This window comes from Ruegeria sp. AB11, from assembly GCF_056536325.1.
On the sequence record NZ_JBQFJO010000002.1, the window covers coordinates 605,601 to 630,930 of the forward strand.

At 55.3% G+C, this 25,330-nt stretch carries 20 protein-coding genes and 1 pseudogene; 9 read left to right on the plus strand and 12 right to left on the minus strand.

All coding sequences use genetic code 11. From position 1 onward, the window contains the following. From ACR3EJ_RS22320 to ACR3EJ_RS22335, 4 genes are read left to right on the plus strand one after another with little or no spacing between them, the layout of a single operon-like run. The gene (locus ACR3EJ_RS22320; protein ID WP_170543864.1) at positions 1-1,485 is read left to right on the plus strand and encodes an aldehyde dehydrogenase; all 1,485 of its coding nucleotides are present in this window, start codon (positions 1-3) and stop codon (positions 1,483-1,485) included. A gap of 26 nt (positions 1,486-1,511) precedes the next feature. Beyond that, positions 1,512-2,747, plus strand: coding sequence for a Tm-1-like ATP-binding domain-containing protein (locus ACR3EJ_RS22325; protein WP_170543866.1), 1,236 nt, complete (start codon positions 1,512-1,514; stop codon positions 2,745-2,747). 20 nt (positions 2,748-2,767) lie between these two features. Next, a complete protein-coding gene (locus ACR3EJ_RS22330) occupies positions 2,768-4,057 on the plus strand; it encodes an aspartate aminotransferase family protein (RefSeq protein WP_170543868.1) in 1,290 nt (429 codons plus the stop codon). Continuing rightward, positions 4,048-4,986, plus strand: coding sequence for a phosphotransferase enzyme family protein (locus ACR3EJ_RS22335; RefSeq protein WP_480423565.1), 939 nt, complete (start codon positions 4,048-4,050; stop codon positions 4,984-4,986). The genes ACR3EJ_RS22330 and ACR3EJ_RS22335 overlap by 10 nt, the downstream gene beginning before the upstream one ends. 60 nt (positions 4,987-5,046) lie before the next feature. On the opposite strand, the gene ACR3EJ_RS22340 is transcribed toward ACR3EJ_RS22335, so the two are convergent. The 4 genes from ACR3EJ_RS22340 to ugpB are packed head-to-tail and all read right to left on the minus strand — an operon-like array spanning position 5,047 to position 9,212. Further along, complete coding sequence (locus ACR3EJ_RS22340) at positions 5,047-6,102, minus strand: sn-glycerol-3-phosphate import ATP-binding protein UgpC (protein ID WP_170543870.1); 1,056 nt, start codon at positions 6,100-6,102, stop codon at positions 5,047-5,049. A 3-nt stretch (positions 6,103-6,105) separates the two neighbouring features. Continuing rightward, entirely contained in the window at positions 6,106-6,942 is an 837-nt protein-coding gene (gene ugpE, locus ACR3EJ_RS22345; protein ID WP_170543896.1) for a sn-glycerol-3-phosphate ABC transporter permease UgpE, read from the minus strand. A 20-nt stretch (positions 6,943-6,962) separates the two neighbouring features. After that, positions 6,963-7,844 (minus strand): sn-glycerol-3-phosphate ABC transporter permease UgpA, encoded by an 882-nt coding sequence (ugpA, locus tag ACR3EJ_RS22350; RefSeq protein ID WP_010443484.1) that lies wholly within the window; start codon positions 7,842-7,844, stop codon positions 6,963-6,965. A 57-nt stretch (positions 7,845-7,901) separates the two neighbouring features. Then, positions 7,902-9,212 carry a sn-glycerol-3-phosphate ABC transporter substrate-binding protein UgpB gene (ugpB, locus tag ACR3EJ_RS22355; RefSeq protein WP_010443485.1) on the minus strand — a complete coding sequence of 437 codons (1,311 nt, stop codon included), beginning with the start codon at positions 9,210-9,212 and terminating at the stop codon, positions 7,902-7,904. 181 nt (positions 9,213-9,393) lie between these two features. On the opposite strand from ugpB, the gene ACR3EJ_RS22360 reads away from it, so the two are divergent. Further along, positions 9,394-10,308: a LysR substrate-binding domain-containing protein gene (locus tag ACR3EJ_RS22360; protein ID WP_029622250.1), complete on the plus strand. Its 915-nt coding sequence runs from the start codon at positions 9,394-9,396 to the stop codon at positions 10,306-10,308. Positions 10,309-10,568: 260 nt separating this feature from the next. Beyond that, positions 10,569-12,545 (plus strand): bifunctional 2',3'-cyclic-nucleotide 2'-phosphodiesterase/3'-nucleotidase, encoded by a 1,977-nt coding sequence (locus ACR3EJ_RS22365; protein WP_170543872.1) that lies wholly within the window; start codon positions 10,569-10,571, stop codon positions 12,543-12,545. A gap of 50 nt (positions 12,546-12,595) precedes the next feature. Here the strand turns inward: ACR3EJ_RS22365 and gcvP are convergent. The 8 genes and pseudogenes from gcvP to glyA form a co-directional block, all read right to left on the minus strand. Continuing rightward, positions 12,596-15,450: pseudogene (gene gcvP, locus ACR3EJ_RS22370) on the minus strand (aminomethyl-transferring glycine dehydrogenase). A 140-nt stretch (positions 15,451-15,590) separates the two neighbouring features. Beyond that, positions 15,591-15,956, minus strand: a complete 366-nt coding sequence (gcvH, locus tag ACR3EJ_RS22375) for a glycine cleavage system protein GcvH (RefSeq protein WP_170547673.1) — start codon at positions 15,954-15,956, stop codon at positions 15,591-15,593. A gap of 17 nt (positions 15,957-15,973) precedes the next feature. Beyond that, positions 15,974-17,068 (minus strand): glycine cleavage system aminomethyltransferase GcvT, encoded by a 1,095-nt coding sequence (gene gcvT / locus ACR3EJ_RS22380; RefSeq protein WP_480423568.1) that lies wholly within the window; start codon positions 17,066-17,068, stop codon positions 15,974-15,976. A gap of 17 nt (positions 17,069-17,085) precedes the next feature. After that, positions 17,086-17,508 (minus strand): universal stress protein, encoded by a 423-nt coding sequence (locus ACR3EJ_RS22385; RefSeq protein WP_170543899.1) that lies wholly within the window; start codon positions 17,506-17,508, stop codon positions 17,086-17,088. Between the two features lie 78 nt (positions 17,509-17,586). Continuing rightward, the gene (locus tag ACR3EJ_RS22390) at positions 17,587-18,960 is read right to left on the minus strand and encodes an alanine/glycine:cation symporter family protein (protein ID WP_170543901.1); all 1,374 of its coding nucleotides are present in this window, start codon (positions 18,958-18,960) and stop codon (positions 17,587-17,589) included. A gap of 25 nt (positions 18,961-18,985) precedes the next feature. Beyond that, positions 18,986-19,930: a lipoyl synthase gene (gene lipA / locus ACR3EJ_RS22395; RefSeq protein ID WP_170543903.1), complete on the minus strand. Its 945-nt coding sequence runs from the start codon at positions 19,928-19,930 to the stop codon at positions 18,986-18,988. A 14-nt stretch (positions 19,931-19,944) separates the two neighbouring features. After that, complete coding sequence (lpdA, locus tag ACR3EJ_RS22400) at positions 19,945-21,324, minus strand: dihydrolipoyl dehydrogenase (RefSeq protein WP_170543905.1); 1,380 nt, start codon at positions 21,322-21,324, stop codon at positions 19,945-19,947. A gap of 11 nt (positions 21,325-21,335) precedes the next feature. Further along, positions 21,336-22,589, minus strand: coding sequence for a serine hydroxymethyltransferase (gene glyA, locus ACR3EJ_RS22405; protein ID WP_170543907.1), 1,254 nt, complete (start codon positions 22,587-22,589; stop codon positions 21,336-21,338). A 146-nt stretch (positions 22,590-22,735) separates the two neighbouring features. Between glyA and ACR3EJ_RS22410 the strand changes: the two genes are divergently transcribed. The 3 genes from ACR3EJ_RS22410 to ACR3EJ_RS22420 all read left to right on the plus strand — a co-directional run bounded on the left by ACR3EJ_RS22410 (position 22,736) and on the right by ACR3EJ_RS22420 (position 25,315). Further along, on the plus strand, positions 22,736-23,338 hold the full coding sequence (locus ACR3EJ_RS22410; protein WP_170543909.1) for an XRE family transcriptional regulator: 603 nt from the start codon (positions 22,736-22,738) through the stop codon (positions 23,336-23,338). A gap of 91 nt (positions 23,339-23,429) precedes the next feature. Further along, positions 23,430-24,389, plus strand: coding sequence for a dihydrodipicolinate synthase family protein (locus tag ACR3EJ_RS22415; protein ID WP_170543910.1), 960 nt, complete (start codon positions 23,430-23,432; stop codon positions 24,387-24,389). Beyond that, complete coding sequence (locus ACR3EJ_RS22420) at positions 24,380-25,315, plus strand: 4-hydroxyproline epimerase (RefSeq protein ID WP_170543912.1); 936 nt, start codon at positions 24,380-24,382, stop codon at positions 25,313-25,315. Before ACR3EJ_RS22415 ends, ACR3EJ_RS22420 begins: the two co-directional genes overlap by 10 nt. The last annotated feature ends 15 nt before the right edge of the window (positions 25,316-25,330 follow it).

The following is a 25,330-nucleotide window of genomic DNA, read 5'->3' on the forward strand; positions in this document are numbered from 1 at the left end:
ATGATCCAGTCAGAAATCGACGCTCTTCGCGGCAAGGTGTTGACGCCCCGAAACCATTTTATCAATGGGAGTTCTGTCCCTTCGAATGAAGGCAGAACACGCGATGTTCTGTCGCCGATTGATGGTCAGGTTCTGACGCAGATTGCCGAGGGTACACCTTTTGATATGGATGCGGCCATCGCTTCCGCGCGGGCGGCTTTTGAAGATGGTCGTTGGGCACGGCGCGCACCATCTGAGCGTAAGAAAATCCTTCTGAAGCTTGCCGATCTGATCGAGAAACATGCGCTGGAGCTTGCGGTTCTGGGAGTGCGTGACAATGGCTCCGAAATAACGATGGCCATGAAGGCCGAACCCATGTCTGCGGCTGGAACATTCCGCTACTACGCCGAGGCAATAGACAAGGTCTATGGCCAGATCGCGCCCACTGCCGAAAATGTCCTTGGGCTGATCCACCATGCGCCGGTCGGCGTCGTCGGGGCGATTGTGCCTTGGAACATGCCGATGATGATCGGAGCGTGGAAGCTGGCCCCGGCCCTGGCGGCGGGTAATTCGGTAGTTCTGAAGCCTGCGGAAAGCGCATCTTTGACGCTGTTGAAACTGGCTGAACTGGCGGTCGAGGCGGGTATTCCAGAAGGCGTATTAAGTGTCGTCACAGGCTCGGGTCGGGTCGTGGGCGAGACCCTGGCGCTGTCGATGGATGTGGACATTCTTGTTTTTACGGGTTCGGGCGCAACGGGGCGTAAGCTGCTTGAGTATTCGGCGCGTTCAAACCTCAAACGTTGCTACCTTGAACTTGGTGGAAAATCCCCGAACATCGTATTCAATGATGCAACTGATCTTGCGCAGGCGGCGAAAGTGTCGGCCGCGGGGATATTCCGGAACTCAGGTCAGATTTGCGTTGCGGCGTCACGTTTGCTTGTTCAGGCAGATATTCATGACGATTTTGTCGCAGAGTTGGTCGAGAACGCCGAAGCGATGCAGGTCGGGGATCCTCTAGACCTGAACAACCACATTGGAGCGGTGCACTCCCTGTCCGAATTGGATGCGAACCTTGAATTTGTCAAAAAGGCGCAGGTGGAAGGTGCTGAACTACAACTTGGTGGTGGCCAAATTCTAAAGGACACTGGTGGTTACTATATGGCCCCGACCGTTATGACGGGAGTCCGCTCGACTGACACTCTGTTTCGAAACGAGGTGTTCGGCCCAGTTCTGGCCGTGACCCCGTTTGAAACAGAGGAAGAGGCGATTCAACTGGCCAACAGTACAGAATATGGACTGTCCGCTGGTGTCTGGACATCTAACCTCAGCCGTGCGCACCGGATGGTGGCAGGCATCCGCTCGGGTGTGGTGCATGTCAACACATATGGCGGTTCGGATCTCACTGTTCCCTTGGGTGGGGTGAAGCAATCCGGCAATGGCCACGACAAATCCCTTCATGCGCTGGAGAAATACAGCGATTTGAAAACAGCGTGGATTCAACTCTGATCCCAGAACTTCAAAGGAGAACCCCCATGGGTGACAAAACCATTTTGTTGATCGGGACCTACGACACCAAGGACCCAGAGATGCGGTATCTAGAGGAATGCATCGTAGCACAGGGGGGAAATGTTCTGACGATGGATGTATCCGTATTGGGCGACCCGTCCCAACCCACGGACATTTCCAAACATGATGTTGCTGCAGCATGCGATATGACCATCGAAGACGTGATCGCGTTGGGCGATGAAAACAAGGCTTTTCGTGTTATGTCAGAAGGGGCAGCTAAAGTCGTTCGCGACGCCCGGTCCGAAGGGCGCTTTGATGCCATGTTGGCAACCGGTGGCACAATGGGAACCGATTTGGCGCTTGATTGTGCGCAAGCGATCCCCATGGGAGTGCCTAAATACATTGTGTCGACCGTCAGCTTTTCCCCATTGATCCCACCACATCGCTTAGCACCGGACATCCAGATGATCTTGTGGGCCGGGGGCCTGTACGGGATGAACGCGATCTGTCGTTCCTCTCTTTCGCAGGCTGCGGGGGCTGTACTTGGTGCAGCGCGTGCTGTTGAGCCACCAAAGTCCGAACGCCCGGTGGTGGGTATGACGTCACTGGGTTCAAGCTGTTTGCGCTACATGAAGATCCTGAAACCGGAGCTGGAAGCCCGCGGTTTTGATGTGGCCGTTTTTCATTCGACAGGGATGGGGGGTATGGCGTTCGAAAAGCTCGCGGGCGAAGGCGCCTTTGCGTGCGTGATGGATTTCTGCATGCAGGAATTTGCCAATATGTTGGCGGGCTCGCTGGTCTCATCAGGCGAAGATCGCCTGACCAATGCGGGCCGGGCCGGAATTCCGCAAATGGTTGCTCCGGGCGCGCTGGACTTGCTGGATTTTGCGGGTTGGCAAGACATCCCGCCGCAGTTTTCCGACCGCCCGTTCCACGAGCATAACCGCCTGATAAAGAGTGCTGTGTTCAACGCGGATGAACGTCGCAACGGAATCCGGGAGATGGCAAAACGTCTAGAACAAACCACTGGTCCGACCCATTTCTTCCTACCGGTTGGTGGAGTTGAGGAATGGGATCGCGAGGGTCAGGAGGCCCACGATCCCGAGGGTCTTGCCGCCCTGATTGACGAGGCACGTAATGTGATGCCTGCGGTCGTAAATACAACCGAGATTGACGCGCACATCAATGATCAGGCCTTTGCGGATGCCGTTCTCGCACAGTTCGACGAATGGGTCGCTGAGGGCGTTGTGCGTAAAGTGTAACCTCATCTGGAGGGTAAAAATTGACCAGATCGAACGCTGAGTTGATCGCAGATCGCGCCCGACTGCTGGGTCCAAATGTCTCCACATTTTATGACAACCCAGTTCACATCGTGAAGGGCGAGGGTGTTTGGCTGTGGGACGCCGACGGGCGCAAGTATCTGGATTGCTACAACAATGTGCCACATGTTGGGCATTGCAACCCGCGCGTGGTCGATGCGATTTGTCGTCAGGCCAGTACACTGAACACTCATACGCGTTATCTTCATGACGGCATTCTCGACTATGTCGAAAAGCTGACCAGCACCGTGGATGACCATCTGGATACCGCCATTCTGACCTGTACTGGTTCCGAGGCCAACGATATTGCCCTGCGAATGGCCGAAAGTATGACGGGCAAGCGTGGAATCATCGCAACGGATGCGACTTATCATGGCAATACCTCACTCGTCAGCCAGCTTAGCAAATCAAACGTTCCGACGGTTGGATTTGGCCTTGGTCAATTTTTTCGTTTTGTCGCTGCGCCAGACAGCTATCGCAACCCTGATCCCGAGGGGATGAGATTTGCAGAATCTGTAGCTGAGCAGATTGCCGAGCATGAAAAATCAGGTATCGGGTTTGCCGCATTGGTTGTCTGCCCGTATTTTCTGAACGAAGGTTTCCCGGATAATCCGGACGGTTGGCTGAAACCTACTGCCGAGGTTGTGCGTAAGGCAGGTGGCCTGCTGATTTGCGACGAAGTTCAATCCGGGTTTGGTCGTACAGGCACGCATATTTGGGCGCATCAGAAGATGGGCGTGGTACCGGATGTCATGACATTGGGTAAACCGATGGGGAATGGCCATCCGATCGGAGGTGTTGTCACCAACTTGGAAATACTGGGAACTTTCAGAAAAGGTTATCGCTATTTCAATACGTTCGGAGGCAACCCGGTCTCTTGCGCTGCAGCCATGGCCGTATTGGAAGAAATCGAGGACAAACAACTGCTTGAAAACGCCAGAAAAGTCGGCGCGCACGCTCGTATGAGGATGACTCGATTAGCGAAAAAGCATGAGTTCATTGGTGACGTACGCGGTTCAGGCCTGATTTTCGGCGCCGAGATGGTGCTGGATCGGGAAACGAAGCAACCCGCCAGTGCATTCACGGATCGGGTAATTAATGGCATGCGTGAACGGGGCATCATCCACTCAAAGCTGGGGCGTCACAAGAATACGCTGAAGATACGTCCACCGATGCCGTTCTCGATTGAGAACGCAGATTTTTTGTTTGATACGCTGGATGAAGTTCTGGCCAAAACTCCGCTATGCGCATGAATTTGGCGGTTAATCAGGCGTTGGAGCTATGGGGGATGCAGGGTGCATCTTACCATTTGATCGCGGCCCGCGAAAATCAGGTTTTCCGCGTCGATATCAATGGTTTCCCTTATGCGCTGCGATTGCATCGAGCGGGGTATCGTACCAATGAGGAATTGCGATCGGAACTACAGTGGATGGACGCGGTATCGCGCGGCGGATTACATGTGCCAGCGCCGATTGCCTCGGCGTCAGGAGATTTTCTGCATATCGCTGATGGGGTCCAAATTGACGTTTTGTCCTGGCTGAACGGTGCGCCAATGGGCGCAACGGGTCAGCCGCTGGAGACAAAAGACCGAACCTCACTATTCCTAGGCATCGGGCGTGAAATGGCGCGGTTGCATGACGTTTCGGACAGGTGGGTGTTGCCTGACGATTTTGACAGATGTTCCTGGGATCGGAATGGACTGCTGGGGGATAACCCGTTGTGGGGCAGATTCTGGGAAAACCCGACTTTGTCTGCCGAGGACCGCGAATTGTTTGAGGCTTTGCGCGGAAAGATGGCGACCGAATTGACCCAACTGGAAGATACGTTGGACTACGGTCTGATCCATGCGGATTTGGTGCGCGAAAACATTCTGGTTGATGGAGATCGTCTTCAACTCATTGATTTTGACGACAGTGGCTTTGGGTTTCGCCTGTTTGATCTGGCTACGACATTACTCAAGAATTTGCAGGAGCCAGACTATCCTGAATTAAAAGAGGCTTTGCTTGCGGGTTACCGGTCTGAACGACCCCTGGATGACAGCGCGCTTGATCTCTTTTTATTGCTGCGTGCGGCGACCTACATGGGTTGGGTAATCGACAAACTGTCGGAAGAAGGCTCTGAACTCCGAAATCAGAGATTCATTGATACAACACGCAAGCTTGCGCTTCGGTATCTGGGTTAGGGGTGCTTTGTGCACCGACATATTGAGTGACCAACGACCATAAAACCGCCCAGAGGGCCATCAAACCTCAAGTCGCTTACCGGTATCCGGATCAAACAGGTGCATCTGCTCGGGGGCGACCGAGAACCTTACCGCAGGATGCCGCCCTTCGATTGGGTGTACGCCGGGGAGGCTGGCCGTGATCACATCTTGGCTGCCTGTCAGGCGACCGTGTAGCAGCGTATTTGCGCCCAAAGGTTCAGCCATCTGAATTGCGGCTTCCAGCGGGCCATTTTCATCCATTGACAGGTGTTCTGGCCGGATTCCCAGTTTTACAGAGGTATCTGGGCCTTGAGATGGACCAATTTCCACGCCTTCAATTTTGATCACTCCACCTACACGCTGCGCGTCAAAGATATTCATCGCGGGACTGCCGATGAATTGAGCCGCAAACAGGGTTTTTGGGGATTCATAGACGTCCAGAGGTGTACCAATTTGCTCGGCGATCCCGCCGTTCATTACGATCATTCTGTCTGCCATCGTCATGGCTTCGACCTGATCATGTGTGACATACAGGGACGTAATCCCCAGCTTTTCCTGAAGTTCGCGGATCTCCAGGCGCATTTGAACGCGTAGTTTCGCATCAAGGTTTGAAAGCGGTTCATCAAAAAGGAACACGGCTGGTTCACGAACGATGGCGCGTCCCATTGCAACCCGCTGCCGCTGCCCGCCCGACAACTGTCTGGGCTTTCGGTCTAGCAAAGGTTCTAATTGCAACAGCTTTGCTGCTTCGGTCACCTTTTGATCGATCTCCGCCTTAGGTAACCCGGCAATTTTTAGTCCATATCCCATGTTCTGGCGTACAGACATATGCGGGTATAGCGCATAGTTTTGGAATACCATCGCGATATCCCGATCCATCGGTTCTTTGTCATTTGCCCGCTCGTCTCCGATGCGGATTTCACCCGAAGTCACGGTTTCAAGACCTGCCACCATGCGCAAAAGCGTGGATTTGCCACATCCTGAAGGCCCGACGATAACGATGAATTCGCCGTCTGCGATATCAATGTCGATACCATGAATGACGTCTGTGGTGCCAAAGCTCTTTTTGACGTTTTCTAGGGTTACAGTTGCCATTTCTTACTTCTCGCTATCGACAAGGCCGCGAACAAACAGTTTTTGCATCGACACCACCACAATGACCGGTGGGATCATGGCCAATATCGAGGTTGCCATGATGACGGGCCATTCGGCCACATCATCGCCGGATGGGAACATCTGTTTGATGCCCATCACAATGGTATTCATCTCGGGATCCGTGGTGATGAGCAACGGCCATAAGTATTGGTTCCAGCCATAAATGAAGAGAATGACGAACAAGGCCGCGATGTTGGTTCTGCTCATCGGCACTACAATGTCGACGAAAAACCGCATCGGCCGCGCACCGTCTACCCGCGCCGCTTCAGCAAGTTCATCCGGGATTGTCAGAAAGAATTGCCGGAACAGGAAAGTGGCAGTGGCTGAGGCGATCAATGGGAAAATCAGCCCGGAATAGCTGTTTAGCATGCCAAAACCCGCCACAACTTCGAATGTTGGAACAATCCGTACTTCGACAGGTAACATCAGTGTCAGAAAGATCAGCCAGAAGAAGGTCGTTCGCCCCGGGAAGCGGAAGTAGACGATTGCAAAGGCCGACAGAAGTGAGATCACAATCTTGCCAACGGCAATACCGATAGCCATCACCAGACTGTTGAACAGCATGGTAGCGACGGGCACGTTTACGCCGGCAAAAAGGGCTGCTCGGTAGTTCTCCCAAAATTGATCACCCGGCCAGATCGGCATAGGGGGCGAGACGATTTCAGGCTGGGATACTGTTGAGGCAACAAAAGCCAGCCAGATCGGAAAGAATATGATCAGGACGCCCAGGACCATAAAGGCGTGGGTTAGCCAGATACCCGCGCCTCGTTTCTCGACCATTCCGTGTTGCTGGGCCGCCATCAGTAATGCACCCTTTTTTCGACGTATTTGAACTGGATCACCGTTAGCAAACCAACCACGATCAACAGGATGACGGATTGAGCCGACGAAGACCCGAGATCTTGCCCGACGAACCCATCGGAAAACACCTTGTAGACCAGGATCGTTGTTGCTTGTTGCGGACCACCTCCGGTGATTGTGTGGATAACACCGAATGTCTCAAAAAACGCATAGACGACGTTGACCACCAGCAAAAAGAAGGCCGTTGGCGACAGCAGTGGCAAAACAATTGTGAAGAACCGGCGCCAGAAATGCGCCCCATCGATTGCGGCTGCCTCGATGACTGACTTTGGCACGGATTGCAGCGCCGCAAAGAAAAACAAAAAGTTATAACTGATACGCCCCCACGCGGATGCGACAACGACCAGCCCCATTGCTTCGGCGTCATTCAGAACGTGGTTCCAATCATAGCCGAGTTGGCCAAGATACCAGGAAACAACTCCGACGCGTGTGTTGAACATGAAAAGCCAAAGCACACCAGCAACAGCTGGTGCGACTGCGTAGGGCCAGATTAACAAGGTACGGTAAACACCTGAGCCTTTGATCAACCTGTCGGCAATGACTGCAAGAAAAAGTGCCGGAATCATCGAGCACAAGGTGACAAGCGTCGAAAAGATCGCCGTTGTTAAGAAGGATGCACGATAGAATTTGTCGCTGAGAAGGAATTCAAAGTTGCCGAGCCCGACGAATTGAGATGACAGCCCGAACGGGTCAGGAATAAACAGCGACTGCCAGATTGCCTGCGCCGCTGGATAGAAGAAAAATATGGCAGAGACGATCACCTGAGGTGCGATCAGAAGCAGAGGCAGCAACCAGCCCCGAAAGGTGACGCGTTTTTCCAATTTAGTGTCCCACCAAAAAAGAAATGCGGGCCGTTAAAGGCCCGCATGATATCATTTTTATTGATTGGCTGATTCAAACCGGCGCAACAACGCGTCGCCACGTTCCTTGGCGCTGTCCATCGCTTCCTGAGCCGTCTTGTCACCAGACCAGATGGCCTCGAGCTCTTCGTCAATGATTCCGCGAATCTGGTCGAATGACCCCAAACGCAGACCTTTTGAGTTTGCGGTTGGTTCTTTCGCAGTCATCTGGATAACCGCGATATCTGTGCCGGGATTGTCTTCATAGAATCCTGCCGCGCGGGTTGCATCTCCCGCTTCAGCAGTAATCGGAAGATAGCCGGTATTCTGGTGCCAATTGGCCTGTACATCTGACGATGACAGGAAGCTCAGGAACTCTCCAACTCCTTTGTAGGCTTCGGGGTCGTGCCCTTCCATCACCCACAGAGAGGCACCACCGATAATGGTGTTCTGAGGTTCGGCTGTAACACCTTCCCAATAGGGCAGGGGCCGTACGTCAAAATCGAACTCAGCTTCCGAGCTGATGCCCGCGTAGCCTGCCGAGCTTTCTGTGAACAAGGCGCATTCTCCGGCCCGGAAGTTGGCTCCACCTTCGTTTCTGCGACCGGTGTAGATGAATTTACCGTCCTTGGCCCAATCACCCATTGCGCTTAGGTGGGCCACTTGCACCGGGCCATTCAGCATCAATTCGGTGTCCAGACCGGCGAAACCATTATCTTTCGATGCAAATGGTACATCGTGATAGGCTGACATGTTTTCCAGGTGAACCCAGCTTTGCCAAGCAGTGACAAGCGGACATTCTTCACCGCCTGCCTTTAATTGATCAAGAACCTCGCCAACTTTTTCCCAAGTGGAAAGATCGGTATCAGGATCGACTCCTGCCGCCTCCATCGCATCGCGATTGACCCAAAGAACGGGTGTGGAAGAGTTGAAGGGCAATGACAACATGTCGCCATCGGTAGTGGTATAATACCCTTTTACAGCGCCGATATACGCGTCGGGATCAAATGACGCGCCACTTTCGGCCATCACTTCATAGACTGGTTTGATGGCGCCTTCAGCCGACATCATTGTTGCGGTGCCAACTTCGAATACCATCAGAATGTGGGGCTGTTCGCCAGCGCGGAACGCGGCGATACCTGCATTCAGCGTTTCCGAGTAATTACCTTTGTGGCTTTCAACCACGACAAACTCGTCCTGGCTCGCGTTGAATTCTTCAACCTGGGCTTTCACCAGATCACCAAGACGGCCGGTAAAGGCGTGCCAGAACTGGACTTCGGTTTGAGCCATTGCCGCTACAGGGGACAAGGCAGTTGCTACGGCGAGAGCGCCGAAAAATCTCTTTTTCATGATTCCTCCCATGCATCAGGTTCGATGCTTCGTTGAATACCGACCGCTACGGGTAAACGGCACACATGACGATTTCACGACGTTAGCGTTACAGAAATATAATTCAAGACCTTAGTATTGATAAAAAAAATAACACGGCATTATATTCGTGAGCGAAAAACTGGGAAATACTGGTTCAAACATGCGACAAACCCTGAGAATCAGACAGCTTGAAGCCCTTATGGCAGTGACGACCAATGGATCGATCACTTCTGCAGCCACTGATCTTGGGGTCAGTCAGCCAGCTGTGAGCCGATTAATATCTGATCTGGAGAAGTCACTTGGGTTTCAGCTTTTTGATCGCCGCGAGGGGCGGTTAGTGCCGACGCAGGAAGTTCGGTATTTGCAGCCCAGCGTAGAGCGTGTTCTGGAACTGATGAAGCAGATCACCGACGTCAGTCAGGACATCACGCAACGAAAGGCGGGACATATTCGCGTCGCTTGCCTGCCCGGATTTGCAACCAGCCACCTGCCACAAGTTGTCGCCGAATTTCTGAAAGACCGCCCCGGCGTCACCATGACAATCGAGCCGGATCGGCCCGAGCGCATTCTTGAATGGATGATCGGTGAGCAATATGATTTTGGGATCACCGACAGTTTTATCAGCCACCCTGCCGTGCAAAATACAGATGTGCACTTACGCACGGTTTGTGTATTTCCGAGCGGTCACGAGCTGGAAAGCGTTTCGGAAGTTACACCCAAAGAGCTTGAGAACGAGAAAGTCATTCACACCCGCCGTGATAGCGACTTTTTTGCGCGCCTATCGAAAGCGTTCCAAAGCGCAAATATCTCACTGAACTCTCACATCGAGGTCAGGCAATTTACAGCAGCCTGTGAACTCGCCTTAAGAGGTGTGGGTGTCTCAGTAGTGAGCGAACTGGATGCGGTTCAATATGCCCATCTTGGACTGTGCTACAGGCCATTCGTACCGGTGTTACCTCATACACTTTCCTTAGTGCGCCCTATATTGAAACAACCATCTTTGGTAACTTTGGAATTTATCGAACAGTTCAGCGAAAGCTTGAACCCGTTTCGCGTCAAATCGATTATGCGCTGATCGCTAAGGACTTGTAATTCGGGGGTGTTTGTCGATTTGCCATGTAACTGCCTGCGCTTCATCAGTTTTGGTCTGGCTGATATCACAAAATAAATTCCAAATTGAGACCTTGATGAGCTTTACGCTCATAGGGTTTGTCGGCACAGTATCGTCAATCTTAACCATAGTTCGATGCTTGATCGGCTTAGGTGATCTTTATTCATCTTTGTTACAATCGCCATCTACAAAGCGTTTCGAACATATTTCCAGGAAGGTGTGATATGCCCTTTTCCAGCAGTAAGCTCTCTCGCCGTAAGTTTCTTGCCACAACGACAGCCAGTGCAGCTGCGATTACTCTGCATCCGTTCTCTGCGTCTGCTGCCAACAATCAGGCTCATCTAAGGATCATGGAAACAACAGACATCCATGTGCATGTTTTCCCTTATGATTACTACGCAGATAAACCACGGGACACCGTGGGCCTGTCACGCACGGCATCTATTATCAACGACATCCGATCAGAGGCGACTAACTCGCTTCTTGTTGACAATGGCGACTTTCTGCAGGGCAATCCGATGGGTGACTATATCGCCTATGAGCGCGGAATGAAGGCGGGTGACAGCCACCCGATTATCACTGCATTCAACACGGTCGGCTACGATGCTGCCACCTTGGGCAACCACGAGTTCAATTATGGTCTGGAGTTTCTTGATAAAGCGCTTGCCGGGGCCGACTTCCCAGTGGTTCTGGCCAATATTGCCAAGAAAAAAGGGGCCAGCCCGCGCGATGACGAAACTCTGGTGAAGCCCTATGCCATTCTTGATCGCGAGATTGAAATGGGGGACGGCTCCAAACATCCGATCAAGATCGGCGTCATCGGTTTCACTCCGCCGCAGGTCATGAATTGGGATCGTAAACACCTTGAAGGCAATGTCGAAGCCCGCGATATCGTCGAGACAGCGCAGGCTTACGTACCCGAGATGAAAGAGCAAGGCTGTGATCTGATCATAGCACTTTCGCATTCAGGTATAGGTGAGGCCGATCATTCGGAAGGAATGGAGAATGCCTCGGTCGTTCTTGCCGGTGTTGACGGTATCGATGCCTTGGTCACCGGGCACAACCATTTGGTCTTCCCATCTCCAACATTTGCGGACCGTCCCGGTATTGACGTGGAAACCGGAACTTTGATGGGTAAGCCCGCCGTCATGGGTGGATTCTGGGGATCGCATCTTGGCCTGCTTGATCTGTTGCTGGAACGAGATGGTAACGCCTGGCGTGTGGTCACCACCACTTCCGAGGCGCGGCCGATCTCCAAACGCAACGAAGATCGGTCAATAACTGCGCTGGTCGGAGATGATCAAAAGGTTCTCGACTCGGTGGCGAAAGATCACGACGAAACGCTGGCCTACGTCCGCCGCGCTGTGGGTAAGACTTCGGCCCCATTGCACAGCTATTTCGCATTGGTTGCCGATGATCCGTCTGTGCAGATCGTTTCGATCGCGCAGAAATGGTATGTCGAAGAGATGATGAAAGGCACCGAGCACGAGGGTCTGCCAATCCTTTCGGCAGCGGCGCCATTCAAGGCTGGCGGCCGTGGCGGCCCGGAATACTACACTGATGTTCCCGTCGGTGACGTTGCGATCAAGAACGTGGCCGATCTTTATCTTTACCCAAACACAGTTCGTGCCGTACGGGTAAACGGGGCGCAGGTTCGAGGCTGGCTTGAACGTTCGGCGGGCATGTTCAATCAGGTTGAGGTAGGTTCTGAAGACGCGATCCTGCTGAACCCGGAATTCCCATCATATAATTTCGATGTGATGGACGGTGTGACCTATCAGATCGACCTTTCACAGCCGTCCCGCTTCGGTCCAAAAGGCGAAGAACTTAATCCAGATGCAGTCCGGATCGTGAATCTTGCCTTTAATGGTGCACCGGTCACGGATGACATGGAGTTCATTATCGCCACCAATAACTACCGAGCATCGGGCGGGGGCTCTTTCCCCGGCGCAAAGGGTGACACAGTTGTTTTTGAGGCTCCGGACACCAACCGGGATGTCATCGTCCGCTATATTGTCGAGCAGGGTACAATTGATCCTAAAGCAGATGCCAACTGGTCATTTGCGCCGCTCACCGACACGACCGTATTGTTTGAAACCGGGCCAAAAGCGCGGGACTACATGAATGATGTTAAAGGCGTTGTCATCGAAGATGCGGGAGAAGGTGCAGATGGCTTTGCAGCGTTCCGCATTAAGCTCTGACCTGTACGAGATTAAAAAACCCCCGCTTTTTTGGCGGGGGTTTTGAGAGTTTACTCTGCGGCTTCTTCGTATTCTGACATTGGCGGGCATGTGCAGATGAGGTTTCTGTCACCGTATGCGTTGTCGACGCGGTTGACGGGGGACCAGTATTTGTCGACGCCCATGGAGCCCGGAGGGAAGCAGGCCTGTTCGCGTGTGTAGGGGCGGTCCCAGCTGCCGACCAGATCGCGCACCGTGTGGGGGGCGTTTTTCAGCGGGTTGTTTTCCGCATCGATCTTGCCGTCGATGATATCCTGCGCCTCGGCCCGAATGGACAGCATGGCCTCGCAGAAGCGGTCGAGCTCGTCCATGGGCTCCGATTCCGTGGGCTCCACCATCAGGGTTCCGGCCACCGGCCAGGACATGGTTGGGGCGTGGAAGCCTGAATCGACCAGGCGCTTGGCAATGTCATCGACGCTGACATGCGCGGCCTCGTCCAGCGGACGGGTGTCGAGGATGCATTCATGCGCCACCCGGCCCGTGTCCGACGTGTAGAGGATCGGGTAGGCATCCTTGAGCCGCGCCGCTATGTAGTTGGCGTTCAGGATTGCCACTTTCGTGGCCTGGGTCAGACCTGCGCCGCCCATCAGCAACACATAGGCCCATGAGACCGGCAGGATCGAGGGCGAGCCAAAGGGTGCGGCTGAGACCGGGCCCACGGCGGTGCCGTATTCCGGGTGGCCGGGCAGGTGCTCGGTCAGGTGCGCCTTGACGCCGATCGGGCCCATGCCGGGGCCGCCGCCGCCATGCGGGATGCAGAAGGTCTTGTGCAGGTTCAGGTGGCTGACGTCACCGCCCACATCGCCCGGACGCGCCAGGCCAACCATGGCGTTCATGTTGGCGCCGTCGATATAGACCTGACCGCCGTGATCATGGGTGATCTGGCAGACCTCCTGCACGGTGGTCTCGAACACGCCATGGGTGGATGGATAGGTGATCATGCAGGCGGCCAGATGATCCGAGTGCTTTTCCGCCTTGGCGCGGAAGTCGTTCAGGTCAATGTTGCCCTTGTCATCCGCCTGCACCGGCACAACCTGCCAGCCGACCATCTGGGCCGAGGCCGGGTTGGTGCCATGCGCCGAGGTTGGGATCAGGCAGACATTGCGCTGCCCCTCGCCACGAGCGAAGTGATAATTGCGGATGGTCAGAAGGCCCGCGTACTCACCCTGCGCGCCCGAGTTGGGCTGCTGCGAGATCGCGTCATAGCCGGTGATCTGGCACAGCTTGTCGTTCAGATCGTCGATCATCTCGTGATAGCCCTGCGCCTGATCTTGCGGCACAAACGGGTGCAGGTTGCCGAACTCGGGCCAGGTGACCGGGATCATCTCGATCGTGGCGTTCAGCTTCATGGTGCACGAGCCCAGCGGGATCATCGCCCGGTCCAGCGCCAGGTCGCGGTCGGCCAGACGGCGCATATAGCGGGTGATCTCGGCCTCGGCCCGGTTCTTGTGGAAGATCGGATGGGTCAGGTATTCGCTTTCGCGCAGCGCGTAATCCGGCAGGCGGTACTGCTTGTTCGAGCTGTCATCCTTGCGGTCGATGCCAAAGGCCCCCCAGACCGCCTCGATGGTCTCGGGCCGGGTCTGTTCGTCCGGCTAATGCCCACTTTCGTGTCGCCCACTTTACGCAGGTTCACACCGCGGGCCACGGCGGCCTCCATCACGACGTTCTGCAGATGGCCAACCTCAACCGTGATCGTGTCGAAGAATACCTCGGGTTCGACGGCAAAGCCTGCCTCTTCCAGACCGGCAGCCATGCGCGAGGTCTTGCGGTGCACCGATTGCGCGATGGCCTTGATGCCGTCGGGGCCGTGATACACCGCATACATCGAAGCAATCACCGCCAGCAGCGCCTGCGCAGTGCAAACGTTCGAGTTGGCTTTCTCGCGGCGGATATGCTGCTCGCGGGTCTGCAGCGCCAGGCGATAGGCCTTGTTGCCGCGGCTGTCGATGCTGACACCGATGATCCGGCCCGGCATCGAGCGCTTCAGCTTGTCGGTGGTCGCCATATAGGCGGCGTGCGGGCCACCATAGCCCATCGGAACGCCAAAGCGCTGGGTCGAGCCGATGGCAATGTCGGCGCCCATCTCACCCGGTGACTTGAGCAGCGCCAGCGACAGGATATCGGCGGCGACAATTGCGATGGCCTTGTGCTCATGCAGCGCCGCGATCTCGGCGGTGAAGTCACGCACATGGCCGTGGGTGCCGGGATACTGGAAGATCGCGCCAAAGACCGCGCCTGCATCCAGCGTGTCCGGATCGGCCACCTGCACTTCGATGCCCAGAGGCTCGGCCCGGGTTTTAATGACCGCGATGGTCTGCGGGTGGCAGTTCTTGTCGACAAAGAAGGCTGCATTGTTGGCCTTGGACCGACCACCGCGCTTGGCCATGGCCATCGCTTCCGCCGCAGCTGTGGCTTCGTCCAGCAGCGAGGCGTTGGCCACATCCAGCCCGGTCAGGTCGCTGACCATGGTCTGGAAGTTCAACAGCGCCTCAAGGCGGCCCTGGCTGATCTCGGGCTGATAGGGCGTATAGGCCGTGTACCAGGCCGGGTTTTCCAAGATGTTGCGCAGGATCGGCGCCGGCGTGGTGGTGCCATAATATCCCTGACCAATCAGCGAGGTCAGAACCTTGTTCTTGCTCGCCACCTCTTTCATGTGGAACAGAGCGTCGCGTTCTGTCATCGCCGGGCCCCAGTCCAGCGGCTCTTTCTGCCGGATCGCAGGCGGGACGGTGGCGTCGATCAGCTGGTCCAGTGTCTTGAAGCCGATCACCTTGAGCATGTCGCGCATCTCGGTCGGGCTGGGCCCGATATGGCGGCGGTTGGCGAAGTCATAGGCTTCGTAATCGGTCAGTTTGAAGGCCATCGTTGCGCTCCTCAAGGATAGATCAGGTTCGGCGGCTGCGGGAGCCTCCGGCGTGGGGTGAGGGCCGTCTTGGAAACTGTCCAGGGGACAGTTTCAGGCCCGAACGGGCGGAGCCCCGGAAACAGGGCCCCAATTGAGAGTTAACCGATGAAGGCCTTGTAGCCGGCCTCATCCATCAGATCTTCGAGCTGCGAGGCATCCGTAATCTTGATCTTGTAGATCCAGGCTTCGCCTTCGGGGTCGTCATTCAGAGAACCGGGATTGTCAGCCAGCGCCTCGTTCACCTCTGTGATCTCGCCATCGACCGGCGCATAAAGCTCGGACGCGGCCTTGACGGATTCAATCACGCCGATCTCGCCGCCTTTTTCGAACTCGTCCCCTGCTTCCTGCTGTTCCACGAACACCACGTCGCCCAACTGCTCGGCGGCGTGTTTGGTGATGCCCAGCGTGGCGGTGTCGCCCTCAACAGCCAGCCATTCATGTTCTTCGGAATAATAGGTTGCCATGTCTCTCTCTCCTGACTTCAACGCTTGTAATTCTGTTTGACGAAGGGCAGCGCCACGATCTGCGCCGGTTGCGGTTTGCCCCGGATGATCAGGTTCACCGTCTCGCCCGGCTCGGTGTGACCTGCCGCGACATAGCCCATCGCCACCGGTCCACCCACGGTGGGGCCAAACACGCCCGAGGTGATCTGGCCGATTGTATTGCCATTGCTGCACTGGATCTCAACGCCCTGACGCGCTGGCGCCCGGCCTTCGGGCTTGATGCCCACCAGCTTTTTGGCGGGACCTTCGGCCAGTTCCTTCTGCACACGGTCCGCACCTGGAAAGCCGCCCTCTTCCTTGCGGCGCTTCTGGATCGCCCAGGCCAGGGAGGCCTCGATCGGCGAAGTGCTCTGGTCGATGTCATTGCCATAAAGGCACAGACCCGCCTCAAGCCGCAGACTGTCGCGCGCGCCCAGACCGGCCGCCTCGCAATCTTCATGCGCCAGGAAGGCCTTGGTGATCTCTATCGCCTTGTCCTCGGGGATCGAGATCTCGTACCCGTCCTCGCCGGTATAGCCCAGCCGCGAGATACGGCATTCAACACCGTTGATATCGGCCACCGTGGTTTCCATGAACTTCAGATCCCGCGCCGCAGGGCAGAGCTCGCCCACAACGTTTTCCGCTGCGGGGCCTTGGACAGCTACCAGCGCGCGGTCGAAGATCTCGATCACTTCAACACCGTCGAGATGTTCGCGCATATGCGGAATGTCCTGATGCCGCAGCGCCGCGTTCACCACCACAAAGTAGTGATCGCCCGCATTCGACACGATCAAATCGTCCATGATCCCGCCATCCGCGTTCGTAAAGAACCCGTACCGCGCCTTGCCTTCCTTCAACGTCGCATAGGCCTGCGGGCACAAAGCTTCCAGCTTCTCGCCCACATTCTCGCCCTTCAGGATCACCTGACCCATATGGCTCACATCAAACACCGCCGCCTTCTCACGGCACTGCTTATGCTCACCCATAATCCCCAATGGATACTGAACAGGCATCTCCCACCCAGCAAAATCAACCAACTTACCACCCAACTCAACATGCAAAGCGTGAAGAGGCGTGCGTTTAATCTCGCCCATAGCCAGAGCCTTTCTAATCAGCGGGATTGGTCACGAACGACTGTTACAGTGCAATGCGCGTTACGCACGACACGTGACAAGTTCGGGCCAATCTCATAATTCGGGAAATCGCCTTTGGTCGATGCCATGACGATCAGATCGAAGCCTTCCTTGTACGCAAGCTTCAGGATTTCGCGGTAGACGCTGCCTTCTTCGACATGTACCGGAACGTCTCCGGCATTGCCGTGATCCAGAATGGCCTGAACCGCGTTGCGTACATGCTCTTTGGCACCCGCACCATAGTTGGCAGGCAGGTTAGGGAGCTGGATGATCTCGGGGATAACGGCCACTGCGTGCAATTCAGCACCATAGAATTTTGCCTGTTCCAGCGCGAGCGGCAGGGCGTTCTTCCATGAGCGGTCGTCGGTGTGATCAATGGGCAGCAGGATTTTCGTGGCCATCACGTCTCTCCTCGAGATATAGAAATCTGTTTCAAAGCCCGGGGGCCACTCTGGCCCCCGGGGTATGTTTATCCAGGTTTATTCGGCTGGTGTGCCACCTGGCTCTTCGGACTTGCCACCCGAAGAGAAGAACTCTTTTGTCAGCTTGATGACGATCGGGCTCAGCAGCGCCAGGGCGATCAGGTTCGGGATAGCCATCATGGCGTTCAGCGTATCGGCAAGCAGCCAGATGAAGCCTAGATCCGCGGTCGCTCCGAAATAGATCATGACAATCCATAGGACGCGGTAAGGCATCAGCGATTTGACGCCGAGCAGGAACTCGACACATTTTTCGCCGTAGAACGACCAGCCCAAGATGGTGGTGAAGGCAAAGATCGACAGAGCGATGGCGATCAGATATCCACCGATCCCCGGCAATGATAGCTCGAACGCGTGGCTGGTCAGAGCGGCACCGGATTCACCAGACGTCCATGCACCCGACGAGATGATCGCCAGACCGGTGATCGAGCAAACGATGATAGTGTCGATGAACGTCCCCAGCATCGCGATCAGGCCCTGGTTGACCGGACCTTTGGTCTCGGCTGCGGCGTGCGCGATCGGAGCGGAACCCAGACCCGCTTCGTTCGAGAAGACACCACGTGCCACACCAAAGCGGATCGCAGCCCAAACAGCGGCACCCGCGAAACCACCTTCGGCGGCCGAGGGGGTGAAGGCGTAGGTGAAGACCAGTGACAGCGCATGTCCGATGTTGCCGATGTTGATCAGCAGTACCAGCAAGCCCGCGATGATGTAGGCGATTGCCATGAACGGAACCAACTTACCGGCAACTGCACCGATCCGGGTGATGCCGCCCAAGATCACGGCTGCTGTCAGAACCATCAGAACAACACCGGTGACCGAGGTGTTGAAACCGAAATTCGCTTCCAGAACCTGGGCAACACCGTTGGCCTGTACACCGTTACCGATGCCAAAGGCTGCGACAGCTCCGAACAGAGCGAATGCAACGCCCAGCCAGGCCCATTTCGCACCCAGACCGTTTTTGATGTAGTACATCGGACCGCCGACATAGTTGCCCAGCTCGTCTTTCTCGCGGTATTTCACGGCGCAGACAGCTTCGGCATATTTGGTGGCCATGCCCACCAGGGCGGTCATCCACATCCAGAACAAGGCGCCCGGACCGCCCAGGAAGACAGCAGTGGCCACACCGGCGATGTTACCCGTACCGATTGTCGCCGACAGCGAGGTCATCAACGCGTTGAACGGGCTGATCTGCCCTTCGCCCTGACCTTCACGGCCTTTGAACAGCAGGCTGAAGCCTGTGCCGATGCGCAGGATCGGCATGAACTTCAGCCCCACCTGCAGGAAGAAGCCAACGCCGAGGATGAGGACCAGCATTAGCGGCCCCCACACGACGCTATTAATAGCCCCTACGATTGAATTTAACGCTTCCATGGTTTCCCTCCCATTTGCGTCAGGTTTATGCCCTGTTTGCGATGGCCCGCTGGCGGGCTTGCTTAAGGGCGGCAAAGTCTTCGTCCGCGTGGAACGACGAACGGGTCAGCGGGGTTGCTGACACGTGCAAAAAGCCCTTGGAACGCGCGATTTGTTCCAGTTGGGCGAATTCTTTCGGAGTCCAGAATCGGTCGATCGGGTGATGTTTCGGTGTCGGCTGCAGGTATTGACCAACTGTCAAGAAATCGACGTTTGCGGCGCGCAGATCATCCATGACTTGTCGGACATCATTCAGTGTTTCACCTAATCCAACCATCAAACCGGATTTGGTGAAAACTTCGGGATTTGCGCGTTTGGCATCGTCCAGCAACCGTAGCGAAGTATAGTAGCGCGCACCCGGGCGTACAGTTGGGTAGAGGTGCGGAACAGTCTCAAGATTGTGGTTGAACACATCCGGAGCGGCCTCGAACACCACTTCTGAAGCTTCGCCCTTACCCAGAAAATCGGGTGTCAGAACCTCGATCGTCGTGGTAGGGTTCTGATGGCGGACCGCACGGATTGTCTGTGCAATATGCTCAGCCCCGCCATCGTTTAGGTCATCGCGATCAACAGATGTGATGACGACATGACGCAAGCCCAGTTTCTTCACCGCTGCGGCCACCCGACCAGGTTCGAAAACATCCAGGGCATCGGGACGCCCGGTTGAGACATTGCAGAATGAACAGCCGCGCGTGCAGACTTCGCCCATAATCATCATGGTAGCGTGCCGCTTAGACCAGCATTCACCGATGTTTGGGCAGGCTGCCTCTTCGCAGACCGTCACGAGATCGTGGTCCCGCATCAGGCGGCGGGTTTCATAAAACTCGGGGCCTTCTACCTTTTTCTTGCGAATCCACTTGGGTTTGCGTGGGATGACGCTATCTGCCTTTTTGGCTTTTTCCGGGTGACGGGGACGAAGCTGGATGGTCATCTGGCGGCTCCGGTTTAGGCGTGAATCGCGCGGCCTAGGGCGTCGAGGCAGGCTTCTTTGACAGCCTCACCCATCGCAGGGTGCGCATGGCAGGTTGCAGCAACTTCGGACACGGTTGCCTCCTTGGTCATCGCCAACACCAATTCTGCGATCAGATCGCCACCATGAGCGCCACAGATATGCGCGCCCAGAATCTTGCCGTTAGTCTCTGCCAGTACTTTCACCGCACCGTCTATTTCTCCGGTCGAGCGCGCGCGCGAGTTCGCCATGAAGGCGAATTTGCCGACGGAATACTCGGCCCCGGCGTCTTTCAGCGCTTCTTCGGTCAATCCTACCGAGGCGACTTCGGGATCTGTGTACACAACGCCCGGCACGGTGTTGTAATCGACGTGCCCGGCTTCGCCTGCCAGCATCTCAACGCAGGCAACACCGTCTTCCTCAGCTTTATGTGCCAACATTGGGCCAGGAATGCAGTCACCGATGGCGTAAATGCCTGGCACTGATGTCTGGAATGTATTGTCAACTTCTATGACGCCACGTTGGTTCACAGCCACACCCAGCTCTTCCAAGCCAAGCCCTCGGGTGACGGGGCGGCGACCGACAGCGATCAACACCTTGTCGGCCTCAATCGCTTCTTCCTTGTCCTTGCCAACGCGATCCACTGTCAAGGTCAGACCTGCATCCGTTTTGTCGACCGATTTCAACGCCCGACCCAATTGGAACTTCAATCCACGTTTGGACAGGGCGCGCTGCGCCAGTTTGGCAATCTCACCGTCAATTCCGGGCAACACCCGATCCAGATATTCGACCACCGTGACCTTAGCGCCCAGACGTGCCCAGACCTGCCCCAGCTCCAGACCGATAACGCCTGCACCGATCACCACCAGATGTTCGGGAACCGTCTCCAATGCGATCGCACCTGTTGAGCTGAGGATGTCCTGCTCGTCTATCTCGATTCCCGGCAATGGTGTGGGTTCCGAGCCCGTGGCAATCAGGATGTTCTTGGCTGTGTGGACATCTTCTCCAACTTTAACTTGCCCGGCGGTGGGAATGCTGGCCCACCCCTCGATCAGATCGACGCCGTTTTTCTTGAACAGGAACGCGATGCCTTTGGTCAGGTCGCCTACGATCTTGTCCTTGCGGCCCATCATCGCTGGTACATCGATGCTGGCCCCCTCGACCGCAATACCGTGGGAGGAGAGATGTGCAAGTTCGGCATATTTGGCCGAGGAGGTCAGCAACGCTTTGGAGGGTATGCACCCCACATTCAAACAAGTCCCGCCGAGCGCACCACGGCCCTCAACGCATGCTACTTTCATGCCCAATTGAGCCGCGCGGATCGCGGCGACATAGCCGCCTGGTCCGCCCCCGATGACAATAAGATCGTAAGTCATTTGGTCTTCTCTCAGTAGATCGGGTGGCTCGCGCAAAGGGCGCGGACTTTTTCGCGGGTTTCCTTTTCGACGGCTTCATCCCCGTCCGGCGATTGGGCCAATGCGTCCAATACATTGCCGATCAGGTGACCGATCTGCTTGAACTCTTCCGGACCAAAACCCCGACTGCAGCCAGCTGCGGTGCCCAAACGAATGCCGCTGGTGATCGTTGGTTTCTGGGGATCACCCGGAACGCTGTTTTTGTTGCAAGTGAAGCCTGCACGCTCGAGCGCAGCTTCAGCGTCTTTTCCGGTTACGCCGATTGGGCGCAGGTCGACCAGCATCAGGTGGTTTTCGGTTCCACCCGAAACGATATCGCAGCCGCGCGCTATCATTACATTCGCCAATGCTGACGCGCTATCCACAACACGCTTCATATACTCTTTGAATTCGGGTTTCAGTGCTTCTCCAAATGCAACGGCTTTTCCTGCAATAACATGCATCAGAGGGCCGCCCTGCAAGCCGGGGAAAACGGCTGAGTTCATCTTTTTTGCTAACGCTTCGTCGTTGGTCAGAATAACCCCGCCACGCGGTCCACGCAGGGTTTTGTGCGTGGTTGATGTTACAACGTGGGCGTGGCCAACTGGCGAAGGATGCAGACCTGTCGCGACAAGCCCTGCTATGTGGGCCATGTCGGCCAGCAACCAAGCACCAACTTCATCCGCGATGGCGCGGAAGCGTGCAAAGTCAATTTTTTGCGAATAGGCCGATGCGCCTGCAATGATCAGTTGGGGTTTTTCGGCTTTGGCAAGTGCCTCAACCTGATCATAATCAATCAGCCCGGCTTCGGTCAGTCCGTACTGGACCGGACGGAACCACTTGCCGGATTGGGCAGGTTTTGCGCCGTGAGTCAGGTGGCCACCAGCATCCAGCGACATTCCCAGGATGGTATCGCCAGGGCTAAGTAGCGCCAGTTTGACGGCCCCGTTGGCCTGTGCACCCGAATGGGGTTGGACGTTTGCATACTCGCAACCGAACAATTGTTTCAACCGTTCGATCGCTTCGGCCTCGACTTCATCCACATATTCGCATCCACCATAATAGCGGCGGCCAGGATAGCCTTCGGCATATTTGTTGGTCAGCACAGAACCCTGTGCATCGATCACAGCCTGAGAGACAATATTTTCAGAAGCGATCAGTTCGATCTGTTCAGCCTGACGTTTGCCTTCGCGCGCAATCGATGACGCGATGACCGGATCGGCTTCATTGAGCGACTTTTTGAACATTATCTCCTCCATCGATCATTCTCCCCAAACAGGAAACTAAGTTTCCTATAGTGGAGGATGTACTGATAAGGCAACAAATATTTAGCAGCAGGAAAGTTGTAGGATGTTGTGGAAACCTTTAACCTTCAGAAAAAGGGGAGAATTATATGGTTGAGGACCACCCAAATGATACTTCTGGACCGGATGAATTGGGCGATGGAGCTGTACTAGGGCGCTCGATCCGTGATGCGCGTCGTGAAAAAGGCTGGACTTTGGAAGAGGCTGGTCGGGCAGCGGGAATCGGTCGATCCACGCTTTCGAAAATTGAAAACAATCAAACGCGACCAAGTTTTGACATCGTGCGAAGGCTGACACAGGCACTGGGTATGAGCACGCCTCAACTGTTCCTGCAGTCAGGACAGACCGGCATATCAGGGCGACGCGATTTCACCGCCAAGGGTGAGGGTGAAATCAAGGACACACCTACCTATTTGCATGAGCTTCTGTGCACAGAGCTCACAAGCAAGCGGATGCTTCCCTATATCGCGACGATCAAAGCCAGAGATATTTCAGAGTATGATACTTGGATCAGGCACAGTGGCGAAGAGTTCATGTATGTAATCAGCGGCGATTTGACGTTTGTATCCGAACACTATCGACCATTGCCCATGAAAGCTGGGGATTCACTATATTACGACAGCAGTATGGGGCACGGATGCATCTCAACCAGCAAAGAAGATGCCCAGGTGTTGTGGGTATCGCTCGAGTGAAACCGATGTGACGGTTTGTTTTGATAACCGCGTTGTTGTTGGGACGGAATTAGAATTTGAGCACTCTCAATCCGAACAAAAGAAGAAGCACATGACACAGAATATCTTTGCCGGCACGATGCCTGCATTAATGACACCCTGCCTGCCTAATCGGGCGCCGGATTTCAATGCTTTGGTCAAAAAGGGCAAAGAGATGATCGACGCCGGCATGTCTGCCGTGGTGTATTGTGGATCGATGGGCGATTGGCCTTTGCTAACGGATGCGCAAAGGATGGAAGGCGTTGAAAGGCTGGTTGATGCTGGATTGCCTGTGGTTGTTGGCACCGGTGCCATTAACTCAAAATCAGCGGTCGCGCATGCAGCTCATGCGCAGAAAGTGGGCGCATCAGGTGTGATGGTTATTCCACGTGTTCTTTCGCGTGGCTCGTCGATCGCGGCACAAAAGAACCATTTCAAAGCCATCTTATCAGCAGCACCCGACGTACCAGCGATTATCTATAACAGCCCAGTATACGGTTTTGCGACCCGCGCTGACTTGTTTTTCGCACTCCGGGCCGAACATCCAAATCTGGTCGGTTTCAAGGAATTCGGAGGCAAAGACGATCTGAGATATGCTGCCGAATTCATTACATCTAAGGACGATCAGGTTACGTTAATGGTCGGTGTAGACACCGAGGTCTATCACGGTTTCGTAAATTGTGGAGCCACAGGGTCAATTACCGGGATCGGCACCGCGCTGCCGAAAGAGGCACTGCTGCTGGCGGCACTGGCCAAGAAAGCCGCGACTGGTCACGCCGAAGCCCGCCTGCGCGCACGCGAATTGGATGAGGCGTTTGGCGTATTGGCCAGTTTTGACGAAGGTACGGACCTCGTTCTGTATTATAAACATCTTCTGGTTTTGAATGGCGAAGATGAATACCGCCTGCATTTCAACGAAACAGACGAGTTGTCTGACGCGCAGCGAAACTATTGCGAACAGCAGTATGAACTTTTCCGCAACTGGTTCAACGACTGGGTCCAACAGGGTGGGGTCATCGCTGAATGCATGTGATCGACAGCCATACCGGGGGAATGCCAACGCGTGTCATTCTGGATGGCGGTCCCGATCTGGGGTCTGGCTCGGTGGCAGAGCGGGCAGAACGATTGGCGATGCAGCACGAGCAGTTCTACAAATCCATTCTGCTAGAGCCGCGTGGCCAGCCCGGAATGGTTGGTGCACTTCTTGTGGAGCCCACAAACTCGGCCTGTGCCGCGGGCGTTATCTATTTTGACGCTGATGCGGTGCTGGGGATGTGCGGGCATGGCACGATCGGTCTGGGTGTGACACTGGCTCATTTGGGTCGGATCGGTATCGGTGTGCACCGGATCGAAACCCCCGCAGGAGAAGTGGTGATTGACCTGAAGGACCCAAACACCGTTGAGGTTACGAATATCGAAAGCCGCCGGGTGCGTCATGCGGTTACTGTTGATGTCGACGGCTACGGGCCAGTGACCGGAGACCTAGCCTATGGCGGCAATTGGTTTTTTATTGTCGACCCGAGCCCAATGACAGTTGAACCTGCAAACATCCGCTCATTGACTGACTTTACCATTGCTATCCGCGAAGCCTGTAATTCCCATGGTGTTGGCGGTGAGAATGGCGAGCCTGTCGACCATGTTATTTTGCAGGGCAAATCTCCGAATAAAGGGGTCCACAGCCGAAACTTTGTTTTATGCCCTGATAACGATTATGACCGCTCACCCTGCGGCACCGGCAGTTCGGCGCGTTTGGCTTGTCTGGCGGCCAGCGGGCAGCTGCAAGCCGGAGAAGAGATTGTGCAGGAGAGTGTGATCGGAAGCAGCTACCGGTTGTTCTATAAACCCGGGAAGGGTGGGGGTGTTGTTCCAAGTTTAACCGGGCAAGCATACGTGATGGCTGAAAGCACATTGATCTTTGCTGAGGACGATCCGTTCCGAACCGGAATAATCAGACCGTAACCAAAGGGCAGAAAT